Origin of the sequence: Xanthobacter sp. NM-25, from assembly GCF_022138605.1 — a bacterium.
Taxonomy (GTDB): Bacteria; Pseudomonadota; Alphaproteobacteria; order Rhizobiales; family Xanthobacteraceae; genus Xanthobacter.
The window spans coordinates 102,180-126,982 of sequence record NZ_JACBFS010000003.1 but is presented as its reverse complement, the minus strand read 5'-3'; the positions used below and the strand labels follow the sequence as shown (position 1 = coordinate 126,982).

At 68.2% G+C, this 24,803-nt stretch carries 25 protein-coding genes; 11 read left to right on the top strand and 14 right to left on the bottom strand.

The annotated features are described in order from the left end of the window. Positions 1 to 10: 10 nt before the first annotated feature. Positions 11 to 421 carry a DoxX family protein gene (locus MEU52_RS09420; RefSeq protein WP_238121026.1) on the top strand — a complete coding sequence of 137 codons (411 nt, stop codon included), beginning with the start codon at positions 11 to 13 and terminating at the stop codon, positions 419 to 421. Between the two features lie 259 nt (positions 422 to 680). Beyond that, entirely contained in the window at positions 681 to 1,274 is a 594-nt protein-coding gene (locus MEU52_RS09415) for a biliverdin-producing heme oxygenase (RefSeq protein ID WP_238121025.1), read from the top strand. A 10-nt stretch (positions 1,275 to 1,284) separates the two neighbouring features. Here MEU52_RS09415 and MEU52_RS09410 read toward each other — a convergent pair whose 3' ends face one another. The 6 genes from MEU52_RS09410 to MEU52_RS09385 all read right to left on the bottom strand — a co-directional run bounded on the left by MEU52_RS09410 (position 1,285) and on the right by MEU52_RS09385 (position 6,519). After that, positions 1,285 to 1,785 (bottom strand): peptide deformylase, encoded by a 501-nt coding sequence (locus MEU52_RS09410; RefSeq protein WP_238121024.1) that lies wholly within the window; start codon positions 1,783 to 1,785, stop codon positions 1,285 to 1,287. A gap of 106 nt (positions 1,786 to 1,891) precedes the next feature. Further along, on the bottom strand, positions 1,892 to 2,593 hold the full coding sequence (locus MEU52_RS09405; protein ID WP_238121023.1) for an ABC transporter ATP-binding protein: 702 nt from the start codon (positions 2,591 to 2,593) through the stop codon (positions 1,892 to 1,894). Continuing rightward, entirely contained in the window at positions 2,580 to 3,362 is a 783-nt protein-coding gene (locus MEU52_RS09400; protein ID WP_238121022.1) for an ABC transporter ATP-binding protein, read from the bottom strand. The genes MEU52_RS09405 and MEU52_RS09400 overlap by 14 nt, the downstream gene beginning before the upstream one ends. Next, entirely contained in the window at positions 3,359 to 4,315 is a 957-nt protein-coding gene (locus MEU52_RS09395; RefSeq protein ID WP_238121021.1) for a branched-chain amino acid ABC transporter permease, read from the bottom strand. The genes MEU52_RS09400 and MEU52_RS09395 overlap by 4 nt, the downstream gene beginning before the upstream one ends. A gap of 3 nt (positions 4,316 to 4,318) precedes the next feature. Beyond that, positions 4,319 to 5,209, bottom strand: a complete 891-nt coding sequence (locus tag MEU52_RS09390; protein ID WP_238121020.1) for a branched-chain amino acid ABC transporter permease — start codon at positions 5,207 to 5,209, stop codon at positions 4,319 to 4,321. A 176-nt stretch (positions 5,210 to 5,385) separates the two neighbouring features. After that, positions 5,386 to 6,519: an ABC transporter substrate-binding protein gene (locus MEU52_RS09385; protein ID WP_238121019.1), complete on the bottom strand. Its 1,134-nt coding sequence runs from the start codon at positions 6,517 to 6,519 to the stop codon at positions 5,386 to 5,388. Between the two features lie 378 nt (positions 6,520 to 6,897). On the opposite strand from MEU52_RS09385, the gene MEU52_RS09380 reads away from it, so the two are divergent. The 6 genes from MEU52_RS09380 to MEU52_RS09355 are packed head-to-tail and all read left to right on the top strand — an operon-like array spanning position 6,898 to position 11,906. Beyond that, positions 6,898 to 8,175 (top strand): aromatic ring-hydroxylating oxygenase subunit alpha, encoded by a 1,278-nt coding sequence (locus MEU52_RS09380; protein ID WP_238121018.1) that lies wholly within the window; start codon positions 6,898 to 6,900, stop codon positions 8,173 to 8,175. Beyond that, the gene (locus MEU52_RS09375; RefSeq protein WP_238121017.1) at positions 8,175 to 8,708 is read left to right on the top strand and encodes an aromatic-ring-hydroxylating dioxygenase subunit beta; all 534 of its coding nucleotides are present in this window, start codon (positions 8,175 to 8,177) and stop codon (positions 8,706 to 8,708) included. Before MEU52_RS09380 ends, MEU52_RS09375 begins: the two co-directional genes overlap by 1 nt. A 7-nt stretch (positions 8,709 to 8,715) precedes the next feature. Beyond that, positions 8,716 to 9,603: an enoyl-CoA hydratase/isomerase family protein gene (locus MEU52_RS09370; protein ID WP_238121016.1), complete on the top strand. Its 888-nt coding sequence runs from the start codon at positions 8,716 to 8,718 to the stop codon at positions 9,601 to 9,603. Next, entirely contained in the window at positions 9,600 to 10,343 is a 744-nt protein-coding gene (locus tag MEU52_RS09365) for an SDR family NAD(P)-dependent oxidoreductase (protein WP_238121015.1), read from the top strand. The genes MEU52_RS09370 and MEU52_RS09365 overlap by 4 nt, the downstream gene beginning before the upstream one ends. A gap of 55 nt (positions 10,344 to 10,398) precedes the next feature. Then, entirely contained in the window at positions 10,399 to 10,719 is a 321-nt protein-coding gene (locus tag MEU52_RS09360) for a 2Fe-2S iron-sulfur cluster-binding protein (protein WP_238121014.1), read from the top strand. Positions 10,720 to 10,775: 56 nt separating this feature from the next. Beyond that, positions 10,776 to 11,906, top strand: coding sequence for a CaiB/BaiF CoA transferase family protein (locus MEU52_RS09355; protein WP_238121013.1), 1,131 nt, complete (start codon positions 10,776 to 10,778; stop codon positions 11,904 to 11,906). An 86-nt stretch (positions 11,907 to 11,992) separates the two neighbouring features. On the opposite strand, the gene MEU52_RS09350 is transcribed toward MEU52_RS09355, so the two are convergent. Together MEU52_RS09350 and MEU52_RS09345 are read right to left on the bottom strand one after the other, a co-directional pair. Then, on the bottom strand, positions 11,993 to 12,871 hold the full coding sequence (locus MEU52_RS09350; RefSeq protein WP_238121012.1) for an alpha/beta hydrolase: 879 nt from the start codon (positions 12,869 to 12,871) through the stop codon (positions 11,993 to 11,995). 118 nt (positions 12,872 to 12,989) lie between these two features. Beyond that, positions 12,990 to 14,315, bottom strand: coding sequence for a phenylacetate--CoA ligase family protein (locus MEU52_RS09345; RefSeq protein ID WP_238121011.1), 1,326 nt, complete (start codon positions 14,313 to 14,315; stop codon positions 12,990 to 12,992). 286 nt (positions 14,316 to 14,601) lie between these two features. On the opposite strand from MEU52_RS09345, the gene MEU52_RS09340 reads away from it, so the two are divergent. Continuing rightward, positions 14,602 to 15,237: a TetR/AcrR family transcriptional regulator gene (locus tag MEU52_RS09340; RefSeq protein ID WP_238121010.1), complete on the top strand. Its 636-nt coding sequence runs from the start codon at positions 14,602 to 14,604 to the stop codon at positions 15,235 to 15,237. On the opposite strand, the gene MEU52_RS09335 is transcribed toward MEU52_RS09340, so the two are convergent. Next, positions 15,232 to 16,452 (bottom strand): NAD(P)/FAD-dependent oxidoreductase, encoded by a 1,221-nt coding sequence (locus tag MEU52_RS09335; protein ID WP_238121009.1) that lies wholly within the window; start codon positions 16,450 to 16,452, stop codon positions 15,232 to 15,234. The genes MEU52_RS09340 and MEU52_RS09335 overlap by 6 nt on opposite strands. 149 nt (positions 16,453 to 16,601) lie before the next feature. Here MEU52_RS09335 and MEU52_RS09330 point away from each other — a divergent pair, with 149 nt between their 5' ends. Next, entirely contained in the window at positions 16,602 to 18,080 is a 1,479-nt protein-coding gene (locus MEU52_RS09330) for an OB-fold domain-containing protein (RefSeq protein ID WP_238121008.1), read from the top strand. 15 nt (positions 18,081 to 18,095) lie between these two features. Continuing rightward, the gene (locus MEU52_RS09325) at positions 18,096 to 19,292 is read left to right on the top strand and encodes an acetyl-CoA acetyltransferase (protein ID WP_238121007.1); all 1,197 of its coding nucleotides are present in this window, start codon (positions 18,096 to 18,098) and stop codon (positions 19,290 to 19,292) included. 13 nt (positions 19,293 to 19,305) lie between these two features. Here MEU52_RS09325 and MEU52_RS09320 read toward each other — a convergent pair whose 3' ends face one another. From MEU52_RS09320 to MEU52_RS09300, 5 genes are all read right to left on the bottom strand, one after another. Further along, positions 19,306 to 20,352, bottom strand: a complete 1,047-nt coding sequence (locus MEU52_RS09320; RefSeq protein ID WP_238121006.1) for a tartrate dehydrogenase — start codon at positions 20,350 to 20,352, stop codon at positions 19,306 to 19,308. After that, the gene (locus MEU52_RS09315) at positions 20,349 to 21,326 is read right to left on the bottom strand and encodes a ketopantoate reductase family protein (RefSeq protein ID WP_238121005.1); all 978 of its coding nucleotides are present in this window, start codon (positions 21,324 to 21,326) and stop codon (positions 20,349 to 20,351) included. Before MEU52_RS09315 ends, MEU52_RS09320 begins: the two co-directional genes overlap by 4 nt. 140 nt (positions 21,327 to 21,466) lie before the next feature. Further along, positions 21,467 to 22,171, bottom strand: coding sequence for an ABC transporter ATP-binding protein (locus MEU52_RS09310; protein ID WP_238121409.1), 705 nt, complete (start codon positions 22,169 to 22,171; stop codon positions 21,467 to 21,469). Next, positions 22,164 to 23,936: a branched-chain amino acid ABC transporter ATP-binding protein/permease gene (locus MEU52_RS09305; RefSeq protein WP_238121004.1), complete on the bottom strand. Its 1,773-nt coding sequence runs from the start codon at positions 23,934 to 23,936 to the stop codon at positions 22,164 to 22,166. Before MEU52_RS09305 ends, MEU52_RS09310 begins: the two co-directional genes overlap by 8 nt. Then, positions 23,933 to 24,799 carry a branched-chain amino acid ABC transporter permease gene (locus MEU52_RS09300; RefSeq protein WP_238121003.1) on the bottom strand — a complete coding sequence of 289 codons (867 nt, stop codon included), beginning with the start codon at positions 24,797 to 24,799 and terminating at the stop codon, positions 23,933 to 23,935. Before MEU52_RS09300 ends, MEU52_RS09305 begins: the two co-directional genes overlap by 4 nt. Positions 24,800 to 24,803 lie beyond the last annotated feature (4 nt).

The window sequence follows — 24,803 nt, the reverse complement described above, 5'->3', positions numbered from 1 at the left end:
AGGTCGCATCGTGACGCCCTACCCGCTCTCAGCCCTTCTCGACAACCCGCTGTTCGCCCTGTTCGCCCGGCTGGTGCTGACCTTCCTGTTCTGGAGCGCAGGCCTCGGCATGCTGGCGGATTATGGCGAGACCCTCGCCACCCTCTCGCGTTTCGGGCTCGAACCGGCAGCCGCCTGGGCGCCCGCCGTCATCGCCACGCTGCTCATCGGCTGCGCCCTCATCATCTTCAACCGCTGGGCGTGGCTGGGGTTCGGCATGCTGGCGGTGTTCACCGCCTTGTGCATCCCGATCGCCCACGCCTTCTGGACCATGGCCGGCGAGGAGCGGCTCGCCCATTTCCACGTGGCCATGGAGCACATCACCGTCATCGGCGGCCTGATGACCGGGGCCATCCTCAGCCGCCGGATGGAACGGCACTGAGCCCCGCCCGCTTTTTCTTTGGAACTAAAACAACTCTATCCTTTGCGGCGGCGTGCTTTTTCGCTTCTGCGAAAGGTGCGAAGCTGGCATGACAGAGCGCATCGGGCGGACTTTCCGCCAGGTTCGACACCCCTTTTTCCGGTGATCGCGACGGAGAGGCGGCGAGCCCGCGCGGCCTTGGACGGCCCGGCGGCGCCGGCCGTGGACGCACCCCGTGCCCCACCCGCCGCGGCGCCCCTGCCAATTGCGAGGCCCGCCGATGACCGCCGTGCTTGAACGCCCCAGCCGTGCCCAGGCCCTGAAGGCCCTCACCCACGCCGCCCATGAGCGTCTCGACAAGGCCATCATGGCCGGCCGGCCGTTCGAGAGCCGTGAGCGCTATGGGCTGTTCCTGAGCGTGCAATGGGGCTTCCACCGCGAGATCGACGCCCTCTACAGCAACCCGGAGCTGGACCGGCTGCTGCCGGACCTGCCCGGCCGGCGGCGCTTCGACCTCATCTCCCAGGACCTCGCCGATCTCGGCCTGCCGCTGCCGGCGGCCACCTCCGCCCCCCGTTTCGGCGTGGGCGAAGCGGTGGACATCCCCACCGCCCTCGGCTGGCTCTATGTGGCGGAAGGCTCGAACCTCGGCGCGGCGTTCCTGCTGAAGGCGGCGGCCGGGCTCGGCCTGTCCGAGACCCTCGGTGCCCGTCATCTCGCCGCCGCGCCCGAGGGCCGGGGCCTGCATTGGAAGACCTTCACCGCCGCCCTCGACGCAACGGTGTTGGATGACGCGGCCGAAGCCCGCGCGGCGGCAGGTGCGGAAGCGGCGTTCAACCGGGTGGCGGATCTGGTGGCCGTCACCTTCCGCTGAGCCGGCCCACTCACCGCGCCGGGCGCGCCTTTTCGTATTTGCGAACGAGGCGCTCCCGCTTCAGCCGCGACAGCCGCTGAATCCAGAACACGCCGTCGAGCTGGTCGATCTCGTGTTGATGGCAGACGGCGCGAAAGCCCTCCGACGCCTCCTCGTGCGCGTGCCCCTCGAGATCCTGGAACCGCAGCCGCACCCGCGCGGCCCGTTCGATCTCCTCGCGGGCGCCGGGCATGGACACGCTGCCCTCGGTGCCGCGCAGCATGTCCGCCGATGCCCAGGTGATCTGCGGGTTGACGTAGGTCTGCGGCCCGTCTTCGGCGGACAGATCGAGAACCACGAGGCGCAGTGGCACTCCCACATGGGGCGCGGTGATGCCGACACCGGGTGCCGCGCGCAGCGTCTCCAGAAGATCGTCCGCCAGTTGCCGCAGCGCCGCATCGAACACGCGGACCGGCTCCGCCGCCATCCGCAGCCGCGGATCCGGAAACATGATGATCGGCCGCACGGCCATGACGACGCCCCCTTAGCGCCCCCCACCTGGGACACATCCATGGCCGGCGTTATGGCCAGCACCGCCAGGCCGATCAAGCCCACCCGACCGCGCCGCCGGGCGGGCCTCAGATTCCGAGATAGGCCTCCCGCACCCGGGGATCGGCGATGAGGTCCGCCGCGGCGCCGACCATGGTGACGCGGCCGGTTTCCATCACATAGCCGCGGTCCGCCACCGACAGGGCCCCGAAAGCGTTCTGCTCCACCAGCAGAACCGTCACCTCCAGCGCCTTCAGACTCTTCACCACATCGAAGATCTGCGCCACCAGGATCGGCGCCAGCCCCATGGAAGGTTCATCCAGCAGCAGGCAGGCCGGCCGGCCCATGAGGGCGCGAGCGATGGCCAGCATCTGCTGCTGACCGCCGGAGAGCCCGCCAGCCAACTGGTTGCGCTTCTCCTTCAGCACCGGGAACATGGCGAAGGCATCGGCCATGTCCCGCTCCACCCGGTCGTCGCGGAACACGAAGGCACCGAGCCGCAGGTTCTCCTCGACGCTGAGATTGGTGAAGATCTGCCGTCCTTCCGGTGATTGGGCGAGCCCCCGCTGGACCCGGCGATAGGCCGGGACACTGGCCAGCGCCTCGCCGCGGAAGGTGATGGCGCCGCCGCTCACCGGCTGCACCCCGGACAGGCACCGCAGCAGCGTCGTCTTGCCGGCGCCATTAGCCCCGACCACCGTGACGATCTCCCCCGATCCCACGAAGAGATCGACCCCGTGCAGTACTTCGATACGGCCATAGCGCGACCGCAACCCCTCAACCGTGAGCATCGATCACCTCCGCGCTGGCGCCCAGATAGGCCTCGATCACCTGCGGATCCCGGCTGACCGTGGCGGGATCGCCCTCGGCGATCTTCTCGCCGTGGTCGAGCACCACAATGGTGTGGGACAGGCGCATGACCAGCTTCATGTCGTGTTCCACCAACAGGATGGCGACGCCGCTGTCCGCGACCTCGGCGATGAGCCGGTCGATTTCCTCCGTCTCCACCGCGTTGCATCCGGCCGCCGGCTCATCCAGCAGCAGCACACGTGGACGCACCGCCAAGGCCCGGGCAATCTCCAGCCGCTTCAACGCGCCATAGGAGAGCGCGCCCGCTTCGCGCTCCGCGGCCCGGGCCAGGCCGACCCGCTCCAGCAGCTCACGCGCCCCCTGCGTCGAGGCCCGCGAACGCCGCCGCGCGCCGGGCAGGCCGAGCAGGTCGGACAGCACCGGCCCACGCTCGTGCAGATGGAAACCCACCACCACATTGTCGAGCACGCTCATCTGCTGGAAGATCTGCAGGTTCTGGAACGTGCGCGACAATCCGCGACGGGCCAGGAGGTCCGGGCGCAGGCCCGTCACCGTCTCGCCATCCAGCCTCACCTGCCCGGCCTTGGGCAGGTAGACGCCGGAGATCATGTTGAAGAGGGTGGTCTTGCCGGCGCCATTGGGGCCGATGACCGACACGATCTCTCCCGCGTTCACCGCAAACGAGACATCGCGCACCGCGCTCAGCCCGCCGAAGGAGATGCCGAGCCCCTGGACAGACAACAGGCTCATTCGCCCCTCCCCCGCATGAAGCGCTGCGCGCTCGGCAGCAGCCCGGCCGGCAGGAAGATCATCACCGCCATCATCACCAGCCCGAGCACCACGTGTTCGTAATCCTGCAACACCGTCAGCACCTGCGGCAGCAGCGTCAGCAGCGCGGCGCCGAGAATGGCGCCCAGCACCGAGCCCGCCCCGCCCAGCACGGCCATGGTCACCAGCTCGATGGAATGCATGTAGCCGGCCACATCGGGCGTGATCAGCCGGTTCTGCAGGGCGAGCAGCGAACCGGCGACCGAGGCGTAGACCGCCGAGATGACGAAGGCCATCAGCTTGGCCCGCGCCACGTCCACCCCTACCGTGCGGGCTGCCACCTCGGAGCCGTGCAGTGCCCGCAGCGCCCGCCCGGTGGCACTGTCGTTGAGGTTCAGGGCCAGCCAGGCGCCCGCTAGCAGGAACAGCCCGGTGAAGACGTACCAGAATTGCGCGTTGGAGAGTTCCAGCCCCAGCCCCGTGAGCCAGGCGCGCGCACCGGGATCGGGCACCTTGATGCCATCCGGCCCGCCGGTGACCTGCCCTTCGTTGGCCAGCACCATAGCCACCAGCACGCCGAAGCCGAGGCTCGCCACCGCCAGATAATAGCCCTTCAGCCGCAGGATCGGCCGGCCCACCAGCCAGGCGATGACGCCGGACAGGGTGGCCCCCAGCACCACCGCCAGCAGCGGCGGCACGCCGAAATGGAGGGGCATGAGCGCGCAGGCATAGCCGCCGATGCCCACGAAGCCGGCGTGACCGAGGCTGATCTGCCCCGCATAACCGGTGAGGATGGCGATGCCCACCACCGCGATGGCGTTCACGAACACCATCGCGCCGACCCGATAATAGTAATTGGAGGGGAAGAAAGCCGGGCTGACGAGGATGAGGACCGCCAGCACCAGCAGCGTGGCTTGCTTGGAGGAGAGGCGCATGGGTCAGACCCGCTCCGTGGGATTGCTGCCGTAGAGCCCGCGCGGAAAAGCGAACAGCACGACGAGAATGACGAAGAAGGCCACCGCATCCTTGTAATGGGAGCTGAGATAGCCGGCGGTGAGCGCCTCCAAGAGGCCGAGCAGCAGACCGCCCGCCAGCGCCCCCTTGGGATTGCCCATGCCCCCCAGCATGGCTGCGGCGAAGCCCTTCAGGGCCAGGGTGATCCCCACCTCGAAGCTGGTTGGAGTGATCGGCGTGATGAGCACACCCGCCAGGGCGCCGATGCCCGCCGACAAAGCGAACGACAAGGTCATCACAAAGCCGGTGTTGATGCCCACCAGTTGCGCCGCCAACCGGTTGTTGGAGGTGGCGAGCACGGCGCGGCCGGTGAGGGTGCGGGTAAAGAACAGCCACAGGCCGACGAAGATCGCCACCGCGCCGGCCACCACCCACAGGCTTTGCGGCAGGATGGCCGCGCCAAACAGGTGCAGCGGCGCATCTCCCGAGAAAGGTGGCAGGCGATGGGTGCCCTTGCCGAAGACGATCTGCGTGACGCCACGGATGAAGATGGAGGCGCCAATGGTGATGATGATGAGCGACACCACCGGCGCGCCCCGGGCCGGCTCGATGGCCAGGGTATTGAGCGCCACGCCGATGGCGGCCGTGATGACGATGGCGATGAGGGCGGCGAGCGGCAGGGGCAGCCCGGCGCTCACCGCGGCCACCGAGATCATGCCGCCGAGCATGACGAACTCGCCCTGAGCGAAGTTCACCACGTCAGAAGCGTTGTAGATGATGGTGAAGCCAAGGGCGACGAGGGCGTAGACCGCGCCCACCGTGACCCCGGACACCAGGAACTGCAGTAGATCAGAAAACGGCACAAGATCAGACATGGGCGTTCCGTCCTGACGGGCGGTTCGAGACGGCCTGCGCGGGGCGGCTGGCAGCCACGGGCGCGGCTCTCCTGAGCTGTGTGAGGGGTGCCGCGCGAACCAACGCCGGCGCGGAAAGCGACTGACGGTGGCGCCGGACCCGCAATCGCGCGGATCCGGCCGGCCCGGCGCGGTGGCTAGTTCACCAGCTTCCAGCCGCCGTCACGGATCTCAAGGATGCGGAAGGCGGAGAGGTCGAGGCCGAGATGGTCCGTCGGCGAATAGCTATAGGTGCCGGTGGTGCCCACCAGACCGCTGGTCGCCTCGATGGCGTCGCGGAGGGCGGCGGGCTTGCTGGAGCTGGCGCGGCCCATGGCATCGATCAGAATGCGCATGGCGTCGTGGGCGTAGCCGCCGAAGGTGGACACCGGCGCGCCGGCCGCCGCCTCGAAGCTCGCCTTATAGGCCAGCACCACCGGCTTCTGCGGATCATCAGGGCTGAGCAGCTCGCCCACCAGCAATGCGGTGCCGGGCAGCCGCACGCCCTCGGCGGTCTTGGCGCCAGCCAGCTCGATGAAGGCGTTGGAGGCCACCCCGTGGGACTGATAGAGCGGCAGCGTCAGGCCGATCTGCTGATGGTTGCGGGTGATGGTGGCCGGTCCCTGGCCGAAGCCGGAATTCAGGATGGCCTGAATGCCCGGCGTGTTGCGCATGTTGATGAGCTGCGGGGTCATGTCCGCATCCTTGGGGCCATAGGTCTCGTCGGCGACGATCTCGATACCCGACGCCTTGGCCACCGCGAGGCACTGCACCCGCATGGAGGCGCCGAACCCGTCGGTGCCGGAGATCAGCCCGACCTTGGTGAGGCCGCGCGCCTTCATATCCGCGAAGATCTTGAGGCAGGCCATCCGGTCGGTGTGGGGCGTCTTGAACACATAGGGCTTCACCGGATCGATGATCTCGATGGCACCGGCGAGCGAGATGAAGGGCACCTTGGCTTCCTCCGCCACGGCCAGGATGGCCATGGACGACCCGCTGGTGGTGCCGCCGACCATGGCCACCACCTCGTCATCCTCCACCAGGCGGGTGGCGAAGGTCTTGGCCTTGCTGGGGTCTGCCCCGTCGTCATAGAGGACGAGCCGAACCTTCTCGCCCTTGATGCCGCCCTTGGCGTTCAGCGCGTCCACCATCATGCGGATGGTCTTCGCCTCCGGATCGCCGAGTGCCGAGGCGGGGCCGGTCTCGGCGACGATGGCGCCGATCTTGATGTCGGCGCTGGCGGTGGTGGCCATCAGGCCCAGGGCAAGCACGCCCGCTGCAATTCTCTTCATCGGTCCTCCCCAGATATCCGGTGACGCTTCCCCAAGGGCGGCGACGTTGATCCCCTGCGGGAACACGCCGATGGCCGATGCAGGGCGGCACACGTTGCCGATCTATTTTCGTAAGATCGTTCGATCTTTTTAATTCAGATCAAATGGCATTTCCACCGAAATCTGCGGCGCCATCCAGCAACCTTCAACAACCCATTCGGCAGGGTTTTTCAGGCCATTGCGCGATATCTACGGGCAGAATGACGGAAATACACCGGGCGTGATTTCGGCGAGACGCCCTACAACCACCGCTTGACAGGCCCCATTGAGGAATGATTATTTCGACCGATCGTTCGGCTAATTATGCAAACATCGAAGATCGCCGCAGGGGGAACCGCCATGCCGCAAGCCGCCGTGTCCGAAACCGCAGCCAGCCCCGATTACCGAGCCCTGATCGAGCCGGCGCGGGTCAACAGCCGCCTTTATTATGATCCGGAGATCTTTCAGGAAGAGCTGGAGAAAATCTGGTACCGCACATGGGTCTATGTGGGGCACACCAGCGAAATTCCAAAAAAGAACGACTATGTCACCAAGTCGATCGGCCCCACGCCGGTGCTGATGGTGCGCGACAAGGACGGCGAGGTTCGCCTGCTGCTCAACAAATGCCCGCATCGGGGCAACCAGCTCTGCGCTTATCAGAAGGGCAACCGCACCAGCTTCACCTGCCCCTACCACTCCTGGACCTTCTCCACCACCGGCGACCTCATGGGCTATGCGCTGCCGGAAGGTTATGAAGGCCAGAGCAAGGCCGGGCTCAATCTCGGCAAGGTGCCGCGCATCGCCATCTATCGGGGCTTCGTGTTCGGCTCCATGGCGGCGGAGGGCCCCTCCCTTGAGGAGCACCTGGGCGGCGCCAAGGCAGCGCTCGACCAGTTGCTCGACAATTCGCCCACCGGCGAACTGGACCTCAGCGCCGGCTTTCTGCAGCACCGCACCAAGGCCAACTGGAAATTCATGCTGGAGAACGAGACCGACGGCTATCACCCCGGCTTCGTGCACGGCTCGGTGTTCCAGGTCACCAGTTCGGGCATCGGCAGCCTCTACGGCGCCGATTCCACCGCGCTCACCCGCGACTATGGCAACGGGCACACGGAATTCGACCTGCGCCCGGAATGGCGCCGGCACGACAAGCCGCTGCAATGGTTCGGCACCACCGCCGAGCGCCTGCCGGACTATGTGAGCGCCATGAACGCCGCTTATGGCGAGGAGCGCGCGCGACAGATCATGATCGACGGCTCGCCGCACATCATGATCTTCCCCAACCTGTTCATCGCTGAAATCCAGATCTTCGTGCTGCAGCCGGTGGCCGTGGACGAGACCATTCAGCACGTCACCGCGGTGCAGTTCAAAGATGCCCCGGACATCAACCGCCGGCTGCGCCAGCAAACCATGGGCTCGGTGGGCCCGGCCGGGCTTCTGCTCGCCGACGATACCGAGATGTATGAGCGCAACCACCGGGGCGCGAAGATCCGTGATCCGGAATGGCTGGTGCTGTCCCGTGGGCTGCACCGCGAGCGCGTGGACGAGAACGGCTTCCTCGTCGCCCATTCCACCGACGAGACGCCGCAACGCGGCATCTGGCGCCACTATCTCAACCTGATGACCGAGGCCCGCTGATGACCGCCCTCGCCAAGGATCTCGCGGCGATGTCCGCGCCCGATCTCGCCACCCTCGCCCCGGCCGTCCTGCAGCATCAGGTGGCCCAATTCCTCTACATGGAGGCGCGCCTGGCCGACAGCCACGATTATGACGGCTGGGAAGCGCTGTGGACCGACGACGCCATCTATTGGGTTCCCGCCAACGGCGCCGACATCGATCCCGAAACGCAGATGTCCGTGCTCTATGACAACCGCTCCCGCATCGGCGTGCGCATCCGCCAGCTGAAGACCGGCCGGCGCCATACCCAGACGCCCCGCTCCGCCCTCGCCCGTGTCGTGTCCAACATCGAGGTGGCGGAAGTGCGCGACAACGAAGTGGACGTGCGCGCCAACGTGCTCATCTACGAAGACAATTTGCGTGGTGAAACCCTGTGGGCCGCCCGCAACGACTATCGCCTGCGCATGATCGACGACGCCTTCCGCCTGGTGCGCAAGAAGATCACGCTGGTGAACAACCACAAACCCATCTTCACCCTCTCGTTCCTGGTCTGAGGTCCCAATGTCCCACAGCACCCCCTCCCCCCAGGTGCCCGCCCACCAGGTGCCCGCCCACCAGGTATCCGCCCACCAGGCGTCCTCGCCCCCGGCTCCCGAGGTCTGGATCGGCGAAGGACCGGTCCTGCTCGACTATGCGGACGGCATCGCCACCCTCACGCTCAATCGGCCCGATGCCGCCAACGGCATGAATATCGAACTGATGCAGGCGCTCTATCGGGCGCTCATGCGCTGCCACCGCGCTCCCGACGTACGGGTGGTGCATCTGCGGGGCGCCGGCACCAATTTCTGCGCCGGTGGAGATGTCCGCGAGTTCGCCTCCAAGGGCGAAGGGCTCGGCGACTTCCTGCGCGAGGTGACGGCCTATCTCCAGGTGGCCATCGGCGCGATGATCCGCCTCAAGGCCGTGGTGGTCACCGAGGTGCACGGCTATGCCGCCGGCGGCGGCGGCCTGGGCCTCGTGTGCGCCTCCGACATCGTGATCGCCGGCGCCGGCGCCCGCTTCCTGGCCGGGGCAACCCGGGTGGGCATGGCCCCCGATGGCGGGGCCTCCGCCATCCTGCCCCACCTCATCGGCTTTCGCCGCGCCAGCGAGATGATGCTGTCCAACCGCATCGTGGACGCCGCCGAGGCCGCCGAGATCGGTCTCGTCACCCGCTGCGTGGCGGATGGGGAGCTGGAGGCGGAGGCGCGCAAGGCGGCCCGCTTCTATGCCGCCGGCGCCCCGCTCGCCCTGGCCGCCACCAAGCGCCTCCTGTGGAACGCGCTCAACGTGGAACTGGCCCTGCCGGAAGAGGCGCGCACCGTGTCGGAGCTGTCGGCCACCGCGGATTCCCGCGAGGGCCTGGCGGCGGTGATCGAGAAGCGCAAGCCGGTGTTCATCGGCCGATGACCACGGCCGCAGCTGCGGGCGCGCGCCGCGCGCTCGTTACCGGGGGCGGCGCCGGCATCGGCGCCGCCATCGTCCGCCGACTCGCCGCCGACGGCTGCGCCGTGGTCTTCTGCGACCGCGACGCCCCTGCCGGTGCGCCGCTGGCGCAGGAGACCGGCACGCGCTTCGTACCCATGGACGGCCGCGACGCGACCGCCGCCGACGCCCTGTTCGCCGCCCACGGCCCCTTCGATGTGCTGGTGAACAATATCGGCGCCGATCAGCATGCCTTCTTCACCGATACCGGACCGGAGGACTGGCGCGCCCTGCTCGCCATCAACCTCGAGACCGCGTTCCTGTTCACCCACCGCGCGCTGCCCGCCATGCAGGCGGCCCGCTATGGGCGGATCGTCAACGTCGCCTCCGAGGCCGGCCGCCTCGGCTCCAGGGGCGGTGCGGTCTATGCCGCCGCCAAGGCGGGCCTGATCGGCTTCACCCGCTCCATCGCCCGGGAAAACGCCACGTGGGGCATCACTGCCAATGCGGTGGCGCCGGGCCCCATCCGCACTCCCATGGTGCAGCGGGCGGTGGCCGGGGTGGGCGACAAGCTCATGACCGCCATGGCGGACCTGACCCTGATGCGGCGCCTGGGCGAGCCGGAGGAAGTGGCCGCCGCCGTCGCCTTCCTGGCCTCCGAGGGCGCCTCCTTCGTCACCGGCGAAGTGCTGGGGGTCTCCGGCGGCATGGGCTGCGGCGCCTGACCCCCCGGCCCACACCATCCACAGCAACACAACACAGTTTCCGCGGGGAGCCCCGATGACCCGGATTGTCTTCGTCTCAGCCGATGGCCAGAGCACCACCCTCGATGCGCCGGATGGCCTCAGCGTGATGGAATGCGCGCGCCGCGCCAATCTCCCCGGCATCGTCGCCGAATGCGGCGGCGCCTGCGCGTGCGCCACCTGCCATGTCTATATCGACACCCCGTGGCGCGCCGTGGTGGGCGAGGCCACCGGCATGGAACGCGACATGCTGGAGTTCGCCGAGGATGTCCGCGAGAACTCGCGCCTCTCGTGCCAGGTGAAGGTGGTGCCGGAACTCGACGGGCTCACAGTCCACCTGCCCGAGGCGCAGGGCTGAGCGTCAGCTCGGCCGTCATTCTGCGCCCCCCTTTCCCCTTTCAGCCGGAGCGTGCCATGTCGGGCCCCCTCGCAGGACTTCGTATCATCGAGATGGTCGGCCTCGGGCCGGCCCCTTTCGCCGCCATGATGCTGGCCGATGCCGGCGCCGAGGTCATCCGCATCCACCAGAAGGGGCAGCGGCCCGAGATCCCGCTCATGAACACGCGGTTCGATGTGCTGGCGCGCGGCCGCCGCTCCATCGCCCTGGACCTGAAGGTAGAGGCCGACACGGCGGTGATGCTGGAGCTGATCGCCCGCGCCGACGGCCTCATCGAGGGCTTCCGTCCGGGGGTGATGGAACGCCTCGGCCTGGGGCCCGACGTGTGCCTCGCCCGCAATCCGCGCCTCGCCTATGGCCGCATGACCGGATGGGGCCAGGAGGGCCCGCTGGCCGACACCGCCGGACATGACCTGAATTATCTCGGCGTCACCGGCGCCCTCGCCGCCCTCGGCCCCGCCGATGCCCCACCGCCGGTGCCGCTCAATCTGGTGGCCGATTTCGGCGGTGGCGGCATGCTGATGGCGTTCGGCCTGCTGGCCGCCATCCACCACGCCCGCGCCTCCGGTCGCGGCCAGGTGGTGGATGCGGCCATGACCGACGGCGCCAGCCTGCTGGCCGCCATGTTCTGGGGGTTCCGCGCCGGCGGCCTGTGGGGCACCGAGCGGGCGACGAACCTGCTGGATGGAGGCGCCTATTTCTATGCGACCTATGCGTGCGCCGATGGCAAGTTCCTGGCGGTGGCGCCAGTGGAAAAGAAATTCCACCAGATCCTGATCGACACCCTCGGCCTTGAGGCCGACGCCTTCACCCATGTGGCCGATCCCGGCGCCTGGGGGGCGCTGCGAACACGCCTTGCCGACATCTTTCGCAGCCAGCCGCGCGCCCATTGGGCCGCCCTGTTCGCCGGCACCGACGCCTGCGTCACCCCCATCCTCGACTGGGATGAGGCCACAGCCCAGCCACAGGCGCAGGCGCGCAGTGCCTTCGTGGACGTGGATGGAGTAACGCAGCCGGCCCCGGCGCCCCGCTTTTCGGCCACGCCCTCCGCCATCACCCAAAGCGCGGCTGCGCCCGGAGCCCACGGGGCCCAGATCCTGGCCGAATGGGGCATTCCCTCTCCCCAGCCCGATGGCTGCTGCCCCTGAAAAAGGCCGGCTTCCCCCGGAGCGGGGAAGCCGGCAATACCAGCGCCGAAGGAGGGAAGACGCCGGGCAGTCGACCGAGGCCCGCCTCACAGGTTCCGCAGATAAGCCCCGATCCGATCCAGCGATTGCCGGGCCTCCGGCAGCTCGGGGAACACCTGGAAATGGTGGCACATTCCGGCAAACACCTCGAGCTGCACCGTGTGCGGGAGGGTGTGCGCCAACAGATGGCTGTCGTCGAGGGTGATGTCGTCGCCGCCCGCATGGATCAGGATCGGCGGCAGGCCGGCGAGGTCCGCCAGCACCGGCGAAGCGGCAGGATCGGTGGCGGCGGTCTCTCGCCCCAGATAGGTGCGCGCCATGGCCCGCAATTGCGCGGGCTTGGAGAAGATATCCCGTTCAGCCAGGGTGACATAGCTCTGCCCGCCCATGCTCAGGTCGAGCCAGGGGGAGAGCAGCACCAGCGCTTGCGGCAGCGGCATGCCGGCATCACGGGCGCGCAACGCCGTGCCCAGCGCCAGGGCGCCACCCGCAGAATCCCCCACCAGCGCGCGCGGCGTGGAACCGGCCTCCACCAGCGCCGCATAGGCGGCGAAGGCATCATCGGCAGCGGCCGGAAAGCGATGCTCGGGCGCGAGGCGATAGTCGAAGCCCAGCACCCGCGCGCCACTGGCCGCGGCGAGCCGCGCCATGAGGCCGGCGTGGGAGCGCACGGAGCCGATCTGGAAGCCGCCCCCGTGGCAATAGAGCAGCGGGCCGTCAGGCGTGGCGCCCGGCGGGTCGAAGGCGCACGCGGACAGGCCGGCAAGGGACAGCACCGTGCGCCGCACCTGCGGCGCTGCCACCGCATCGGCAAGGAAACGCTCGAAGCTCTCCCGGATCTCCGGAAGGCTCATGCCCCCGGCCCAGGCGGCGGTGAGCGCGGCAATCCGTTGGCGCACCTGCGCGTAAGGAGTGGTTTCGGTCACAACAGGTCACCCCTTGCAGCCCCAGCGGCGGCCCCTCACCGGATGACGCCCGCCCGCGTCGGGCAGGACGACACCGGGCGCGCGTCGGCGGGCATCCGCCCGTTTCCATGGGCCGGGTTCAGTGCGCCGCTTCGGGGCGGTGCAGCACGCGGGTCGCCTTCGCCTCGTAGCGTGGCAACACTCCTTGCGGATGGCACTCCACATTCACATTGATGCCGAGGCGCGCTTTGATCTCGCGGCGCACCTCGCTGGCAGCCTCGGCGCCGGAGCGGGTGTCACCTTCGGCGGTCTCCACCGCCACCGTCATCTTGCCGATGGTGGTGGCCTCCTTGTCGAGATAGATCTGCCAAGCCTCCTTGGCGAGACCGGGAATGCCGGCGATAACATCCTCGATCTGCGAGGGAAACACGATGACGCCCTTGAATTTGATCATGTCATCGGTACGGCCGATGATGCGGCCGATCTTGCGCATGCCGCGCCGCCCCGAGGGACAGTCATAGGGGCGGGGCGAGAGCCGCACCAGGTCGCGGGTGCGCCAGCGCACCACCGGTGAGGCTTCCTTGCGCAAGGTGGTGACCACCACTTCGCCCACCTCGCCATCGGCCACCGGCTGCATGGTGTTGGGATCGAGGATCTCGACGATCACCGTATCCTCGTTGAGCAGCTGCAGCTCGTCATCGGCATGGGTGTAGGGCGTGGAGATCGCCAGGATCGGCCCGCCGGCCTCGGTGGTGCCGTAGATGTTGTGGCTCATGAAGCCCTCCGGCAGTTCCGCCTCGAGCTGCGCGCGGAACTCGGCCGAAACGGACTGCCCCCCGAGGATCGCTACCTTGAGGGTCCATTCCGTGCGCGGATCGATCCCCTGCTGCTTGGCCGCCTGCACCAGGGTCATCAGCCACAGGGGCGACATGGAGGCCACATCATAGGCGTGGTCACGCAGCCAGCGGGCGGCGAGCTCGCCACGGCCCGGTCCGATGGGGAAATTGGTGCAGCCACAGGCGGCGAAGCCGGCATCAAGGGCCGGGCCGCCGATCCACAGGCCGTAGCCGTAGCCCTGATAGGCGCGAAAGCCCGGCTGCACGCCGGCCGCGGCCAGCAGGCGCGACATCTGATAGGGCAGCAGGTCGCGCAGATCGCGGGAGGTCATGCCGAAGGTGACCGGCAAGCCAGTGGTGCCGGAGGTGGCGACAAAGCGCTCGACCTGATCCATGGGCACGGTGAGGAAGGGAAAGGGATAGCGGTCCCGCAGCTGCGACTTGTCCATGAATGGCGCGTTGGCGAGCCCGTCGGCCGAGGCGAGATCCTCCGGCGCCATGCCGGCCTCGGCGAAATGCGCCCGCCAGGTGTCGCACTGCGCCAGGCGCGCGCCGAGGGCGGCAAGGCCGTCACGCTGGATTTTCAGAATTCCGTCGCGGTCAAGCGACTCCACCTCTGGGTGCTGCATGGGCATCCTCCGCGTTTCCTTTGGTCCCGGCCTGGGCTCTGACGGCCCTTGGCGCTTTCCAAAATTAATAGACCGAACGAATGGTCTATGTAAACGGCAAATTTGATTCATCTCAACATACGCATGCGGCCACCCCGGCCCGTCTCGGCACTTGACCTCTGATCCTTGGCCCCTGCACCGCCCGGTGATGGAGCGTCAAACCGGGTGAGCGGCGGCGAAAGGCTTGGCAACGGCAGATGTGGCGCCTATAGACCGAATGATCGGAACACTATGGTGGGTAGGTGCCGTGGCGAGAACACGCTCAGCCGAATATGACAATATTCACGATACCATACTTGAACGTGCGGCATCGGTCTTCGCCCGGCATGGCTACGCGGCCACCTCCATCGGAGACATCGCCGAGGCCTGCGAATGCTCCAAGTCGCGCCTTTATCACTATTTCACCTCCAAGGAAGCGATCCTTTCCGACCTGCTGACGTCCCATGTGGAATCGCTGCTCCAGAAGTGCCGGCACACCCTTTACGGCTTTCAGGATCCTGAGGAGCGCTTCCGCCAGCTCACGCGGCTGTTTCTGGACGTGTATGCGGTCTCTCGCGACCAGCACGTGGCGCTGCTGACCTGCGCCGAGTTCCTCGCGCCCGAAACACGCAAGGTGCTGGTGGCCAAGCAGCGGGAGCTGATCGCCTATGTGCGCGATATCCTGCTGCAACTGCGGCCGGATCTGGCCCAGGACGCGATGATGGCCCACGTGGACACCATGCTGTTCTTCGGCATGATTAACTGGACCTATACGTGGTACCACGCCGACGGCACCGTGACCCCCGGCGAGCTGGCCGACCGGGCGGTGGACCTGTTCGTCAAAGGCTACGCCCAGGTGGGCGCGCCCAGCGCGCGCCCGATCCCCAACACCGATGGATCATGACGCCGGCCGCCGCAGCCACGCGACAGGATCGAAGCCGTCGGCGGCCACATCGGCGCGGCCTACGCCCTTGCCGCCCTCCAGCATCTTCTTCGCGGCCATATAGGTGCGGGCGTCGTTGATGGCGTCCACCGCGATCATACGATCGCCGCGAAAATACCAATGGGACTGGCCCTGGGCGGAGCGGTGCGGCACCACCGCATCGTAGCCACGATTGAGGCCGACGATCTGCAGCTTCACGTCATACTGGTCGGACCAGAACCAGGGAACCGGCGCATAGATCCGCCCGCGGCCCAGCATGTCATCGGCGACGCATTCCGCCTGATCCACCGCGTTCTGCACACTCTCCAAGCGGGTCGGCTGGCCATCCAGGGGAAAGGTGGCGCAATCGCCCGCGGCCCACACATCCGGCGCCGAGGTGCGGCCAAAGCCGTCCACCACGATGCCCGCATCGCAGGCAAGGCCCGCCGCACGCGCCAGCTCATCGCGCGCCTGCACACCGATGCCGACCACCGCCACATCCACCTCGAGGCGCGCGCCCCCTTCCAGTTCCACCGCCGCGATCGCTCCATCACGCGCGCGCACGCCCGCCACCCCGCGCCCTTCCACGATGCGCACGCCATGGCTCTCATGCAGCCCGCGGATCACGGCCGAGGTTTCGGCGCAGGCCACACGCTCCAGAATGCGCGCGGCCCGCTCCACCACCACCACCTCCAGCCCCGCCTTGACCGCCACCGCCGCGGTCTCCAAGCCCACATAGCCGCCGCCCAGCACCAGCAGACGCCGCCCCGGGCGAATCTCCCCCTGCAGGCGGTCGGCATCGGCCAGGTCCCGCAGCTCATGAACCCCGCGCAGGCCGGCAAAGCCCACGGGTAGCGGGCGCGGGCGGGTGCCGGTCACCAGCGCGAGACGACTCCAGCCGTGAGTGCGGCCACCCGCCACCAGCGTGCGCGACGCCGGATCAATGGCGCTCACCACCGCCTCGCGCACCACGCGCACATCCTGCGTCCGCCAGAACTCCTCCGGACGCAGATAAAGCCGATCAACCGACCAATCTCTTTTTAGATAGGCCTTGGACAGAGGCGGACGTTGATAGGGCGGATATGGCTCCTCGCCAAACATGGTGATCGGCCCGGAATATCCGCCATGGCGCAGCCGCAATGCCAAGGATGCCGCTGCCTGCCCGGCGCCGACAATCGCCACATGTTCCGTTGCCATGACGTTCCTCCCCTCATTAGTTGACCGATCATTCTGACTATTATATTCCGATACTCGGGCTTGCAAACGGGTTTTCGCGCGCCCCATCGGCCCCCAGCCGGGCGCGCGGGGCGAGCCCCACGAACCGACCAGACAGGTGAGGACACGAGGTGACGGGCATTTCAGCACTGGGACTCCATCTGCCGCGGCTGCGCCTCGCCCGCAGCAGTATGGCCGCCGCCATGGATTGGCTGTCACCGCGCGCGCCGGCGCGGGGCGCGCGCACCCTCGCCTTCTGGGACGAAGACCCCATTTCCATGGGTGTCGCCGCTGCCCGCGCCAGCCTTGTACAAGCGCCGCAGGCGCGGGCCGCCATCGGCGCCCTCACCTTCGCGACCACCACGCCGGTGTTCGCCGAGCCGCAGAATGCGAGCCTCGTCCATGCCGCGCTGCGCCTGCCGGAACGGGCCGCCACGCAGGACACCTCGGGCACCCTGCGCTGTGGGCTGGCGGCGCTCCACACGGCCCTGGAGAACTCCAGACCCGCCCTCGTGGTGGCCGCCGACTGCCCGACGAGCCCGGCCGGGAGCCTCGCCGAATGGCGCTATGGCGATGGCGCCGCGGCGGCCCTGGTGAACCAGGGGCCGGCGCTTCTGGCCTATCGCGGCGGCGCCAGCCTCACCGCGCCGTTCATCGAGCGCTACCGCGCCGCCGATCGGCCTTTCGCCACCGACTGGGAGGAACGCTGGGTGCGCGAGGACGGCTTTCTCGACTTCGTGCCCCGCGCCATCGCCGCGGCCCTGGCGGAGGCTGGCCTGACGGCCGCCGACATCCATCATTTGGTGCTGCCCTGCGTCATCCCCGGCTGCGCCAAGGCTGTGGCCCAGGCGGCGGGCCTCGGCCACGCCCGGCTCGCCGATGACCTCGGCGCCGAGTGCGGCGACACCGGTGCCGCCCATGGGCTGATGATGCTCACCCACGCCCTGGAAGACATGCAGCCGGGCGAGCGCGTGGTCGTGGCGCAATTCGGCCAGGGCGCGACGGCTCTGGTGCTGGAGGCCACCGACGCCATCCGTGGTTACTCCACCGGAGCGCGGGCCGCCCTGGCTGCCGGCATTCCCGAGACCAATTATCTCAAGCTGCCCCTCTTTCGCGGCCAGCTCGCGTGGGAGCGCGGACTGCGCGGCCGCCTACCCGTCAACGAGGCCCTGACCACCGCCTATCGCCAGGCCGGAGCGCTCCTGGGCTTCGTCGGCGGCCGCTGCGTCGAAACCGGGCGCGTGCAGTTCCCCGCCTCGCGCCTCCCCGTCACCGAGGCCGGCCTGCACCGCGCACCCCAGGGGCCATGGCCTCAGGAGCCGCCTGTTCAAGAACCTTGGCCGCTGGCGGACCTCGGCGGCACGGTGGCCACCGCCACCGCCGATCGCCTCGCCTTCTCGCGGCACCCACCCAATTGCTATGGCCTCGTCGACCTTCCCGGTGGCGGCCGGCTGATGATGGACTTCACGGACCCCGACGCGGCCGATCTCGCGCCCGGCGATCCAGTGCGCTTCGTCTTCCGCGTCAAGGATCTGGACGAGCGCACCGGCTACCGCCGCTACTTCTGGAAGGCCGTGGCGGACCGCCCGCAGCCGGCCCCCGCCGCTTGAGAGAAAGGCACCACAATGGCCACAGGGATCAAGGACAAGGTCGCCATTCTCGCTATGGGCTGCTCGCGTTTCGGCGAACGCTGGGACGTGGGCCAGGAAGAGCTGATGGTGGAAGCCTATCTGGAAGCACTCGGCCACGCCGGCATCGACCCCGGCATGATCGAGGCGGCATGGTATTCATCCCATTATGACGACATCGGCGCCGGCAAGGCGGGCACTCCCATGGCCCAGGCGCTGCGGCTGCCGGCCATCGGCGTCACCCGGGTGGAGAATTTCTGCGCCGGCGGCACCGAGGCCTTTCGCGGCGCCGTCTATGCGGTGGCCTCCGGCGCGGTGGACATGGCGCTGGCGGTCGGCGTGGAAAAGCTGAAGGACACGGGATTTGCCGGCCTGCCGCCGGCCTCGCGCGGCACCTTCGCGCCCATGTATCTGCCCACCCACACCAATCCCGGCAACTTCGCGCAGCTGGCCCGGGCCTACGGCGCCCGCCATGGCATCGCGCCCCATGACCTGAAGCGGGCCATGGCTCACACTTCCATGAAGAGCCATGCCAATGCGGTGACCAACAAGAACGCCCACCTGCGCAAGGCCATCACCATGGAACAGGCGCTGAATGCCCCCATGGTGGCCGATCCCCTGGGGCTGTTCGATTGCTGCCCCGTTTCCGATGGCGCGGCCTGCGCCATCGTCACCACGCCAGACATCGCCCGCAGCCTCGGCGCCAACGCGCCAGTGCTGGTGAAAGCCATCCAGCTCGTCACCTCCAACGGCTGGGAGGTGCAGCAGAGCGATTGGAACGGGGCCTATGTGCACACCGCCCGCATCGCCGCCCACCGCGCCTATGCGGAAGCCGGTATTGGCGATCCGCGCGCCGCGCTCAGTCTCGCCGAGCTGCACGACTGCTTTTCCGTCACCGAGCTGGTGACCCTGGAGGACATCGGCCTCGCCGACGAGGGCACCGCCTGGAAGCGGATGCTGGACGGCGCCTTCGACGCGGATGGCGCCCTGCCCTGCCAGGTGGACGGCGGGCTGAAGTGCTTCGGCCATCCGGTAGGGGCCTCCGGCCTGCGCATGCTCTACGAGTGCTGGCTCCAGCTGACCGGCCAGGCGGGGGCGCGCCAGCTCGGCGCCCCCAGCCTCGCCCTCACCCACAATCTGGGCGGCGCGCCGGCCCAGAACGTGTGTTCCATCACCATCCTCGGCGCCGACTGACCGGCGCCGCAGCTCACTCCGCCAGCGCCGCACCGACCGCGGCGGCGATAGCCGCGGTGGAATGGCTGCGCGGGCGCACGCCGATGCCGCGGGCGGTGACCGCCTCGATCGCCCGCAGCACCGCGGCGGCGGCCGCGCCCTCGCCGAGATGATCCAGCATCATCGCTCCCGACCAGATGGCGGCAATGGGATTGGCCACGCCCTGACCGGCGATGTCGGGGGCGGAACCATGCACCGGCTCGAACATGGAGGGCGCCGACCGGTCGGGACAGACATTGGCCGATGCCGCATAGCCGAGCCCGCCCTGGATGGCGGCCCCCAGATCGGTCAGGATGTCGCCGAACAGGTTGGAGGCGACAACCACATCCAGGCTCTCGGGCGCCATCACCATCCTGGCGGCCATGGCATCGATGTGCATGTGGCTGACGGCGATGTCCGGATAATCGGCGGCCACCGCGCGGGTCATCTCGTCCCAGAACACCATGGAGTATTTCTGCGCATTGGACTTGGTGACCGAGGTCACATGCTTGCGCCGGAGCCGCGCCTGTTCGAAGGCAAAGCGCAGGATCCGCTCCACCCCGGCCCGGGTGAAGATGGCGGTTTCCACCGCTACCTCGTTCGCAGCGCCCTGATGCACCCGGCCACCGGCCCCGGCATATTCGCCCTCGGTGTTCTCGCGGATGCACAGGATGTCGAAGCCGGACGCTTTCAGCGGCCCCTCCACCCCGGCCAGCAGGCGATGCGGACGGATATTGGCATATTGGTTGAACGCCTTGCGGATCGGCAGCAGCAGGCCGTGCAGGGAGACGGCATCGGGCACCGTCTGCGGCCAGCCCACCGCGCCGAGGAAGATGGCATCGAAACCGCGCAGGCGGTCGATGCCATCGGCAGGCATCATGGCGCCGTGTTCCAGGTAATAGCGGCAGGACCAGGGAAAGCTCTGCGTGTCGAGGGCGAAGCCGAAACGCTGCCCTGCCGCATCGAGAACCGGCAGCGCGGCATCGATGACGTCGACACCGATGCCGTCGCCGGGGATGAGGGCAATGGAATAACGCTTCATCGGCTTTGCTCCGCTGTGGACGGCACCGGCTCGCGCCGCGGCGACGATCGGGCCAGCCACTGCTCGTAGGCCTTCAGATGGGTAAAGGCGAGCTCCAGTTCGGGGCTGGTGATGCCATGCCGGCGCGCCTTGTCGCGCACGTAGCCGACAATGTGATCGCCCTCGATGCGCCGGCCCTGCCGGATATCCCGCAGCATGGAAGTTTCATAGGCCGAGGCCGGATCGGAGAACACCTCGCGATAGCTGCGCACGAAGTCGGCGCCCGGGGCGAATCCCTCGTGCCCGGCGATAGCGCACACCGCATCGAAGAGCTCAGCGAACTGCCGCGCGCCATCGGGCGTGCGCACGATGTCGCCCACGCTCGCCCGCATCAGGCAGGTCATGGCGGCCGCCGTCGCCAGGTGAACGAGCTTCTCCCACATGCGCTGGCGGATGTCGGAGACCGCTTCGGCCTCCACCCCCAGCGCTCCGGCAAAGGCCGCCTGCAGCGCCAGAACGCGCGGGCTCAGGGTGCCATTCTGCTCGCCGAACACCACGAAGCGCCAGTCGTTCAACTGGCGAATGGTGCCGTCCTCACTCACCGCCGCCTGAATCTTGGCGAGGCCGCCGAGCACCCGCGACGCGCCGAACACATCGTTCAGCCGATCGAGATGGGCGAGGCCGTTCAGGAGGGGCAGCACCGCCGTCTGCGGCCCCACCGCCGGCGTCACATCGGCAATGGCCGCCTCCAGGTCATAGGCCTTGCAGGCGATGAGCACCACATCGAACGGCCCCTCCAGCGTCTCGGCCCGAACGGTGCGCACCGGGATGTGCGCGGCGCCGAACGGGCTCTCGATGCGCAGCCCGTCGCGGGCGAGGCGCTCCTGCCGGGCGGCGCGCACGAGAAAGGTCACGTCCGCGCGTGCCTCGGCAAGCCGCCCACCGAAATAGCCGCCAATGCCGCCCGCGCCCAACACCAAAATCCGCTGTCTCATCACAGTCATATCCTCCCTGCCCGCAGCCGGTGCACCGGCGCGGGTCGTTGTGTCCACCATTGAGGAAAGGCGTGCTCCTCAAGCCTCTTCAAGCGAAGCGGATCTCGGCTCGCGTGAAAAAAAGGCGAGAATTCAATGAGCTAGAGCCCCAGATAGGCCTCCCGCACGGCGGCGCTGTCGCGCAGTTCCGCCGCGCTTCCGGCCACCGCGACGCAGCCGTTCTCCAGCACATAGCCGCGATCGATACAGTCGAGCGCCAGCGCCACGTTCTGTTCCACGAGCAGGATGGCGATGCCCTCCTCGCGGATCGCGGCGATGGTGCGGTACACCTCCTGCACCACGATAGGCGCCAACCCGAGCGAGGGCTCGTCGAGGATCAGAAGCTGCGGCCGCAGCATCAGCGCGCGGCCGATGGCCACCATCTGCTGCTCCCCACCGGAGAGGGTGCCCGCCATCTGCGCCTTGCGCTCGCCAAGGCGGGGGAACAGCGCATAGATCCGCTCCAGCGACTGCGCCCGATGGGGCCGGCTGTCGGCGGTGAGCGCCCCCACCAGCAGGTTTTCCTCGACGCTCATGCGCTTGAAGATCTGGCGCCCTTCCGGCACATGGGCGACGCCCAGGCCCGGCACCTCGTCGGGGCGCATCCTGGCGGTGCTGCGGCCCTGCCATCGGATGTCTCCGGACTGGAACGGCACCAGGCGGGAGATGGCCCGCGCCAAAGTGGTCTTTCCGGCCCGGTTCGCGCCGAGAACGCCGACACATTGGTGGCGGTCCATCTGCAGCGAGACGCCGCACAGCGCGTTGACGCGGCCGTACGACACGCGCAGGTCGGACACTTCAAGCAACATCGCGATGCTCCCCGCCGAGATAAGATTCAATCACCTTCGGGTGCCGAGCCACCTCCTGCGGGCGGCCCTCGGCGATCTTCACCCCGTGATCCATGGCCACGATGCGATCGGCCACCGCCATCACCGCGCGCATGTTGTGCTCCACCACGATGATCGCCATGCCCGATGCCCGCAGCCGGCGGATCATCTCAAGGGCCAGATCGGTCTCCTGTGGCGTCAGGCCGGCCATGGCCTCGTCCAGCAGCAGCACCTTCGGGCGGGTGGTGACGGCGCGGGCGATCTCCAGCCGCAGCCGGTCCACCGTATTGAGCTCGCCGGCCGTGGGGGCGAGATCGGGATCGAGCCCCACCAGCTCCAGCGCCTCCAGCCCCAGCGCGCGGGCCTGCGCCAGCGTCGGGCAGCGCAGCAGCCCGGCCACCACCACATTGTCGAGGATCGACATGTCCTCGAACAGGGCCGTGTTCTGGAAGGTCTTCACTACCCCGAGCCGCGCCACCGCATGGGCCGGCAGGCCGGTCAGGCGCGTGCCCTCCAAGATGACACTGCCGCGGGTGGGCTGATCGAGCCCGGCGAGCAGGGTGAAGGTGGTGCTCTTGCCGGCCCCATTGGGACCGATGAGGCCGAGGATCTCCGCCCCGTTCAGGGTGAAGCTGACCTCGTTCACCGCGATAAGCCCCCCGAACTGGCGGGTCAGCCCCTCCACCACCAGCAGCGGATCCCCCGGCGCCGCGTCCGCCGTGGTGAGCACTGCGGTGGCGGGCGCGACCTGCGGGCGCGCGGTGGGCAGCCGCCCCTTCACGATGCTCAGCAATCCATTGGGCCGGATGAGGATGAGGGCAATGAGCAAGGCGCCATAGATGAACCGGCTGAGGGCCGCGGAATTGCCGGTGAAGGTGGCGTTGGCCCATTCATCCAGCGGCACCAGGATGAGCGCGCCCACGAACGGCCCCCAGATGAGGCCGATGCCCCCCAGAATGGTCATCATGGCGAGCTTGATGGAGATGGTCCAGAAGCCGAACACCGTGTCGGGATCGATGAAGAACTGGAACTGCGCGTAAAGGGTGCCGAACGCCGCCATGAGCCCGCCGCTCCAGGCATTGGCGATCAATTTGGCGCGGGTGGTGTCCACCCCGCTCGCCTCGGCCGCCTCCGGACTGTTCTTCAGCGCCCGCAGACGATAGCCCAGAGGCCCACGATCAAAGCCGTAGCTGACGGCGAGAACCACCGCGAGCATGCCCAGGGCGATGAAGTAATAGGGCCGGCTGCCCTCGAACTGGAAGGCCCAGAAACTCGCATTCGGCAGGTAGGGCACGGAGAGGCCCACGGGGCCGCCGGTGAGCCCGGTGAAGTAGAGCGCCAGGATGCGCAGCAACTCCACTGCGGCGAGGGTCGCCAGGGTGTAGTAATGGCCCCGCAGATGCATGGTCGGGATGCCGATGACGAGGCTCGCCAGCACCCCGATGAAGCCGGCCACCAGCATGCCGCCCCATGGGCTGAGCCCGTAATGGATGAACAGCAGGGTGGAGGCATAGGCGCCGAGGCCGAAGAAGGCCGCGTGGCCCATGGAGATGAGGTTGGCGAAGCCGCCCACCAGGTTCCAGGCGGTGGCTGCCCCGGCAAACAGAACCGCCAGGGTCAGGATGCGCAAATTATAGCCGTCGCCTTCCATCAGAAGGCCGAGGGCGACCATCGCCAGCACGGTTGCGAGGATACACAGGGCTTCGGCGCGCGAGACGGCGAGGCCGCGAAGAAAGCCGCTCATGCCTTGGCTCCCAGGAGGCCGGAGGGACGGAACAGGAGGGTGGCGAGGAAGATGGCGAACACCACCACGTTCTGCAGCTGCGTGGGCAGGAACACCGCGCTGACCGCATGAATGACCCCCACTACGAGGCCACCCACCACAGCGCCGGAGACGCTGCCGAGACCGCCCAGGGTCACCACGGTGAACATCACCAGCGAGTAATTGTGGCCGACAGTGGGGAACACATAGGCGTAGGGCAGGATCACCGCGCCGGCGACGCCGGCAAGGCCGGTCCCAAGGCCGAAGGCGATCATGTAGATGCGCGTGGGATTGATGCCCATGAGCTGCGCCGCCGTGCGGTTCTGGGAGGTGGCGCGCATGGCGCGCCCCATGTCGGTGCGCTCCAGGAAGGCCCAGAGCAGCGCCGCCATCACCGCCGAGGCGAGGAAGGCGAGCAGGTAGGGCACCGAGACCTGCAGCCCGCCGAAGGTGAGGGCGGCGGTCTGATAGGGCGTGACGACACTGAGGAAGGTGGCGCCGAACAGAAGCTGGGCACCGGCCACCAGCACGAACGAGAGGCCCACGGTGAGAAAGATCTGCGACACCATCGGTGCGCGCAGCACCGGCTGGATCAGCAGCCGCTGCACCGCCGCGCCGAACGCGAACACCGCCAGGAAGACGATGGGGACCGCAGCGATGGGGTCGAGCCCCACCGCTGCGAACACCGCATAAGCGATGTACATGCCCAGCATCACGAATTCCGACTGGGCAAAGTTGACGATCTCCATGACGCCGAACACCAGCGCCAGGCCAACCGCGAGGACCGCGTAAACACCCCCGATCAGGATGCCGTTCACGATCGCTTGGAGGATCTGTTCCGTCATGAGG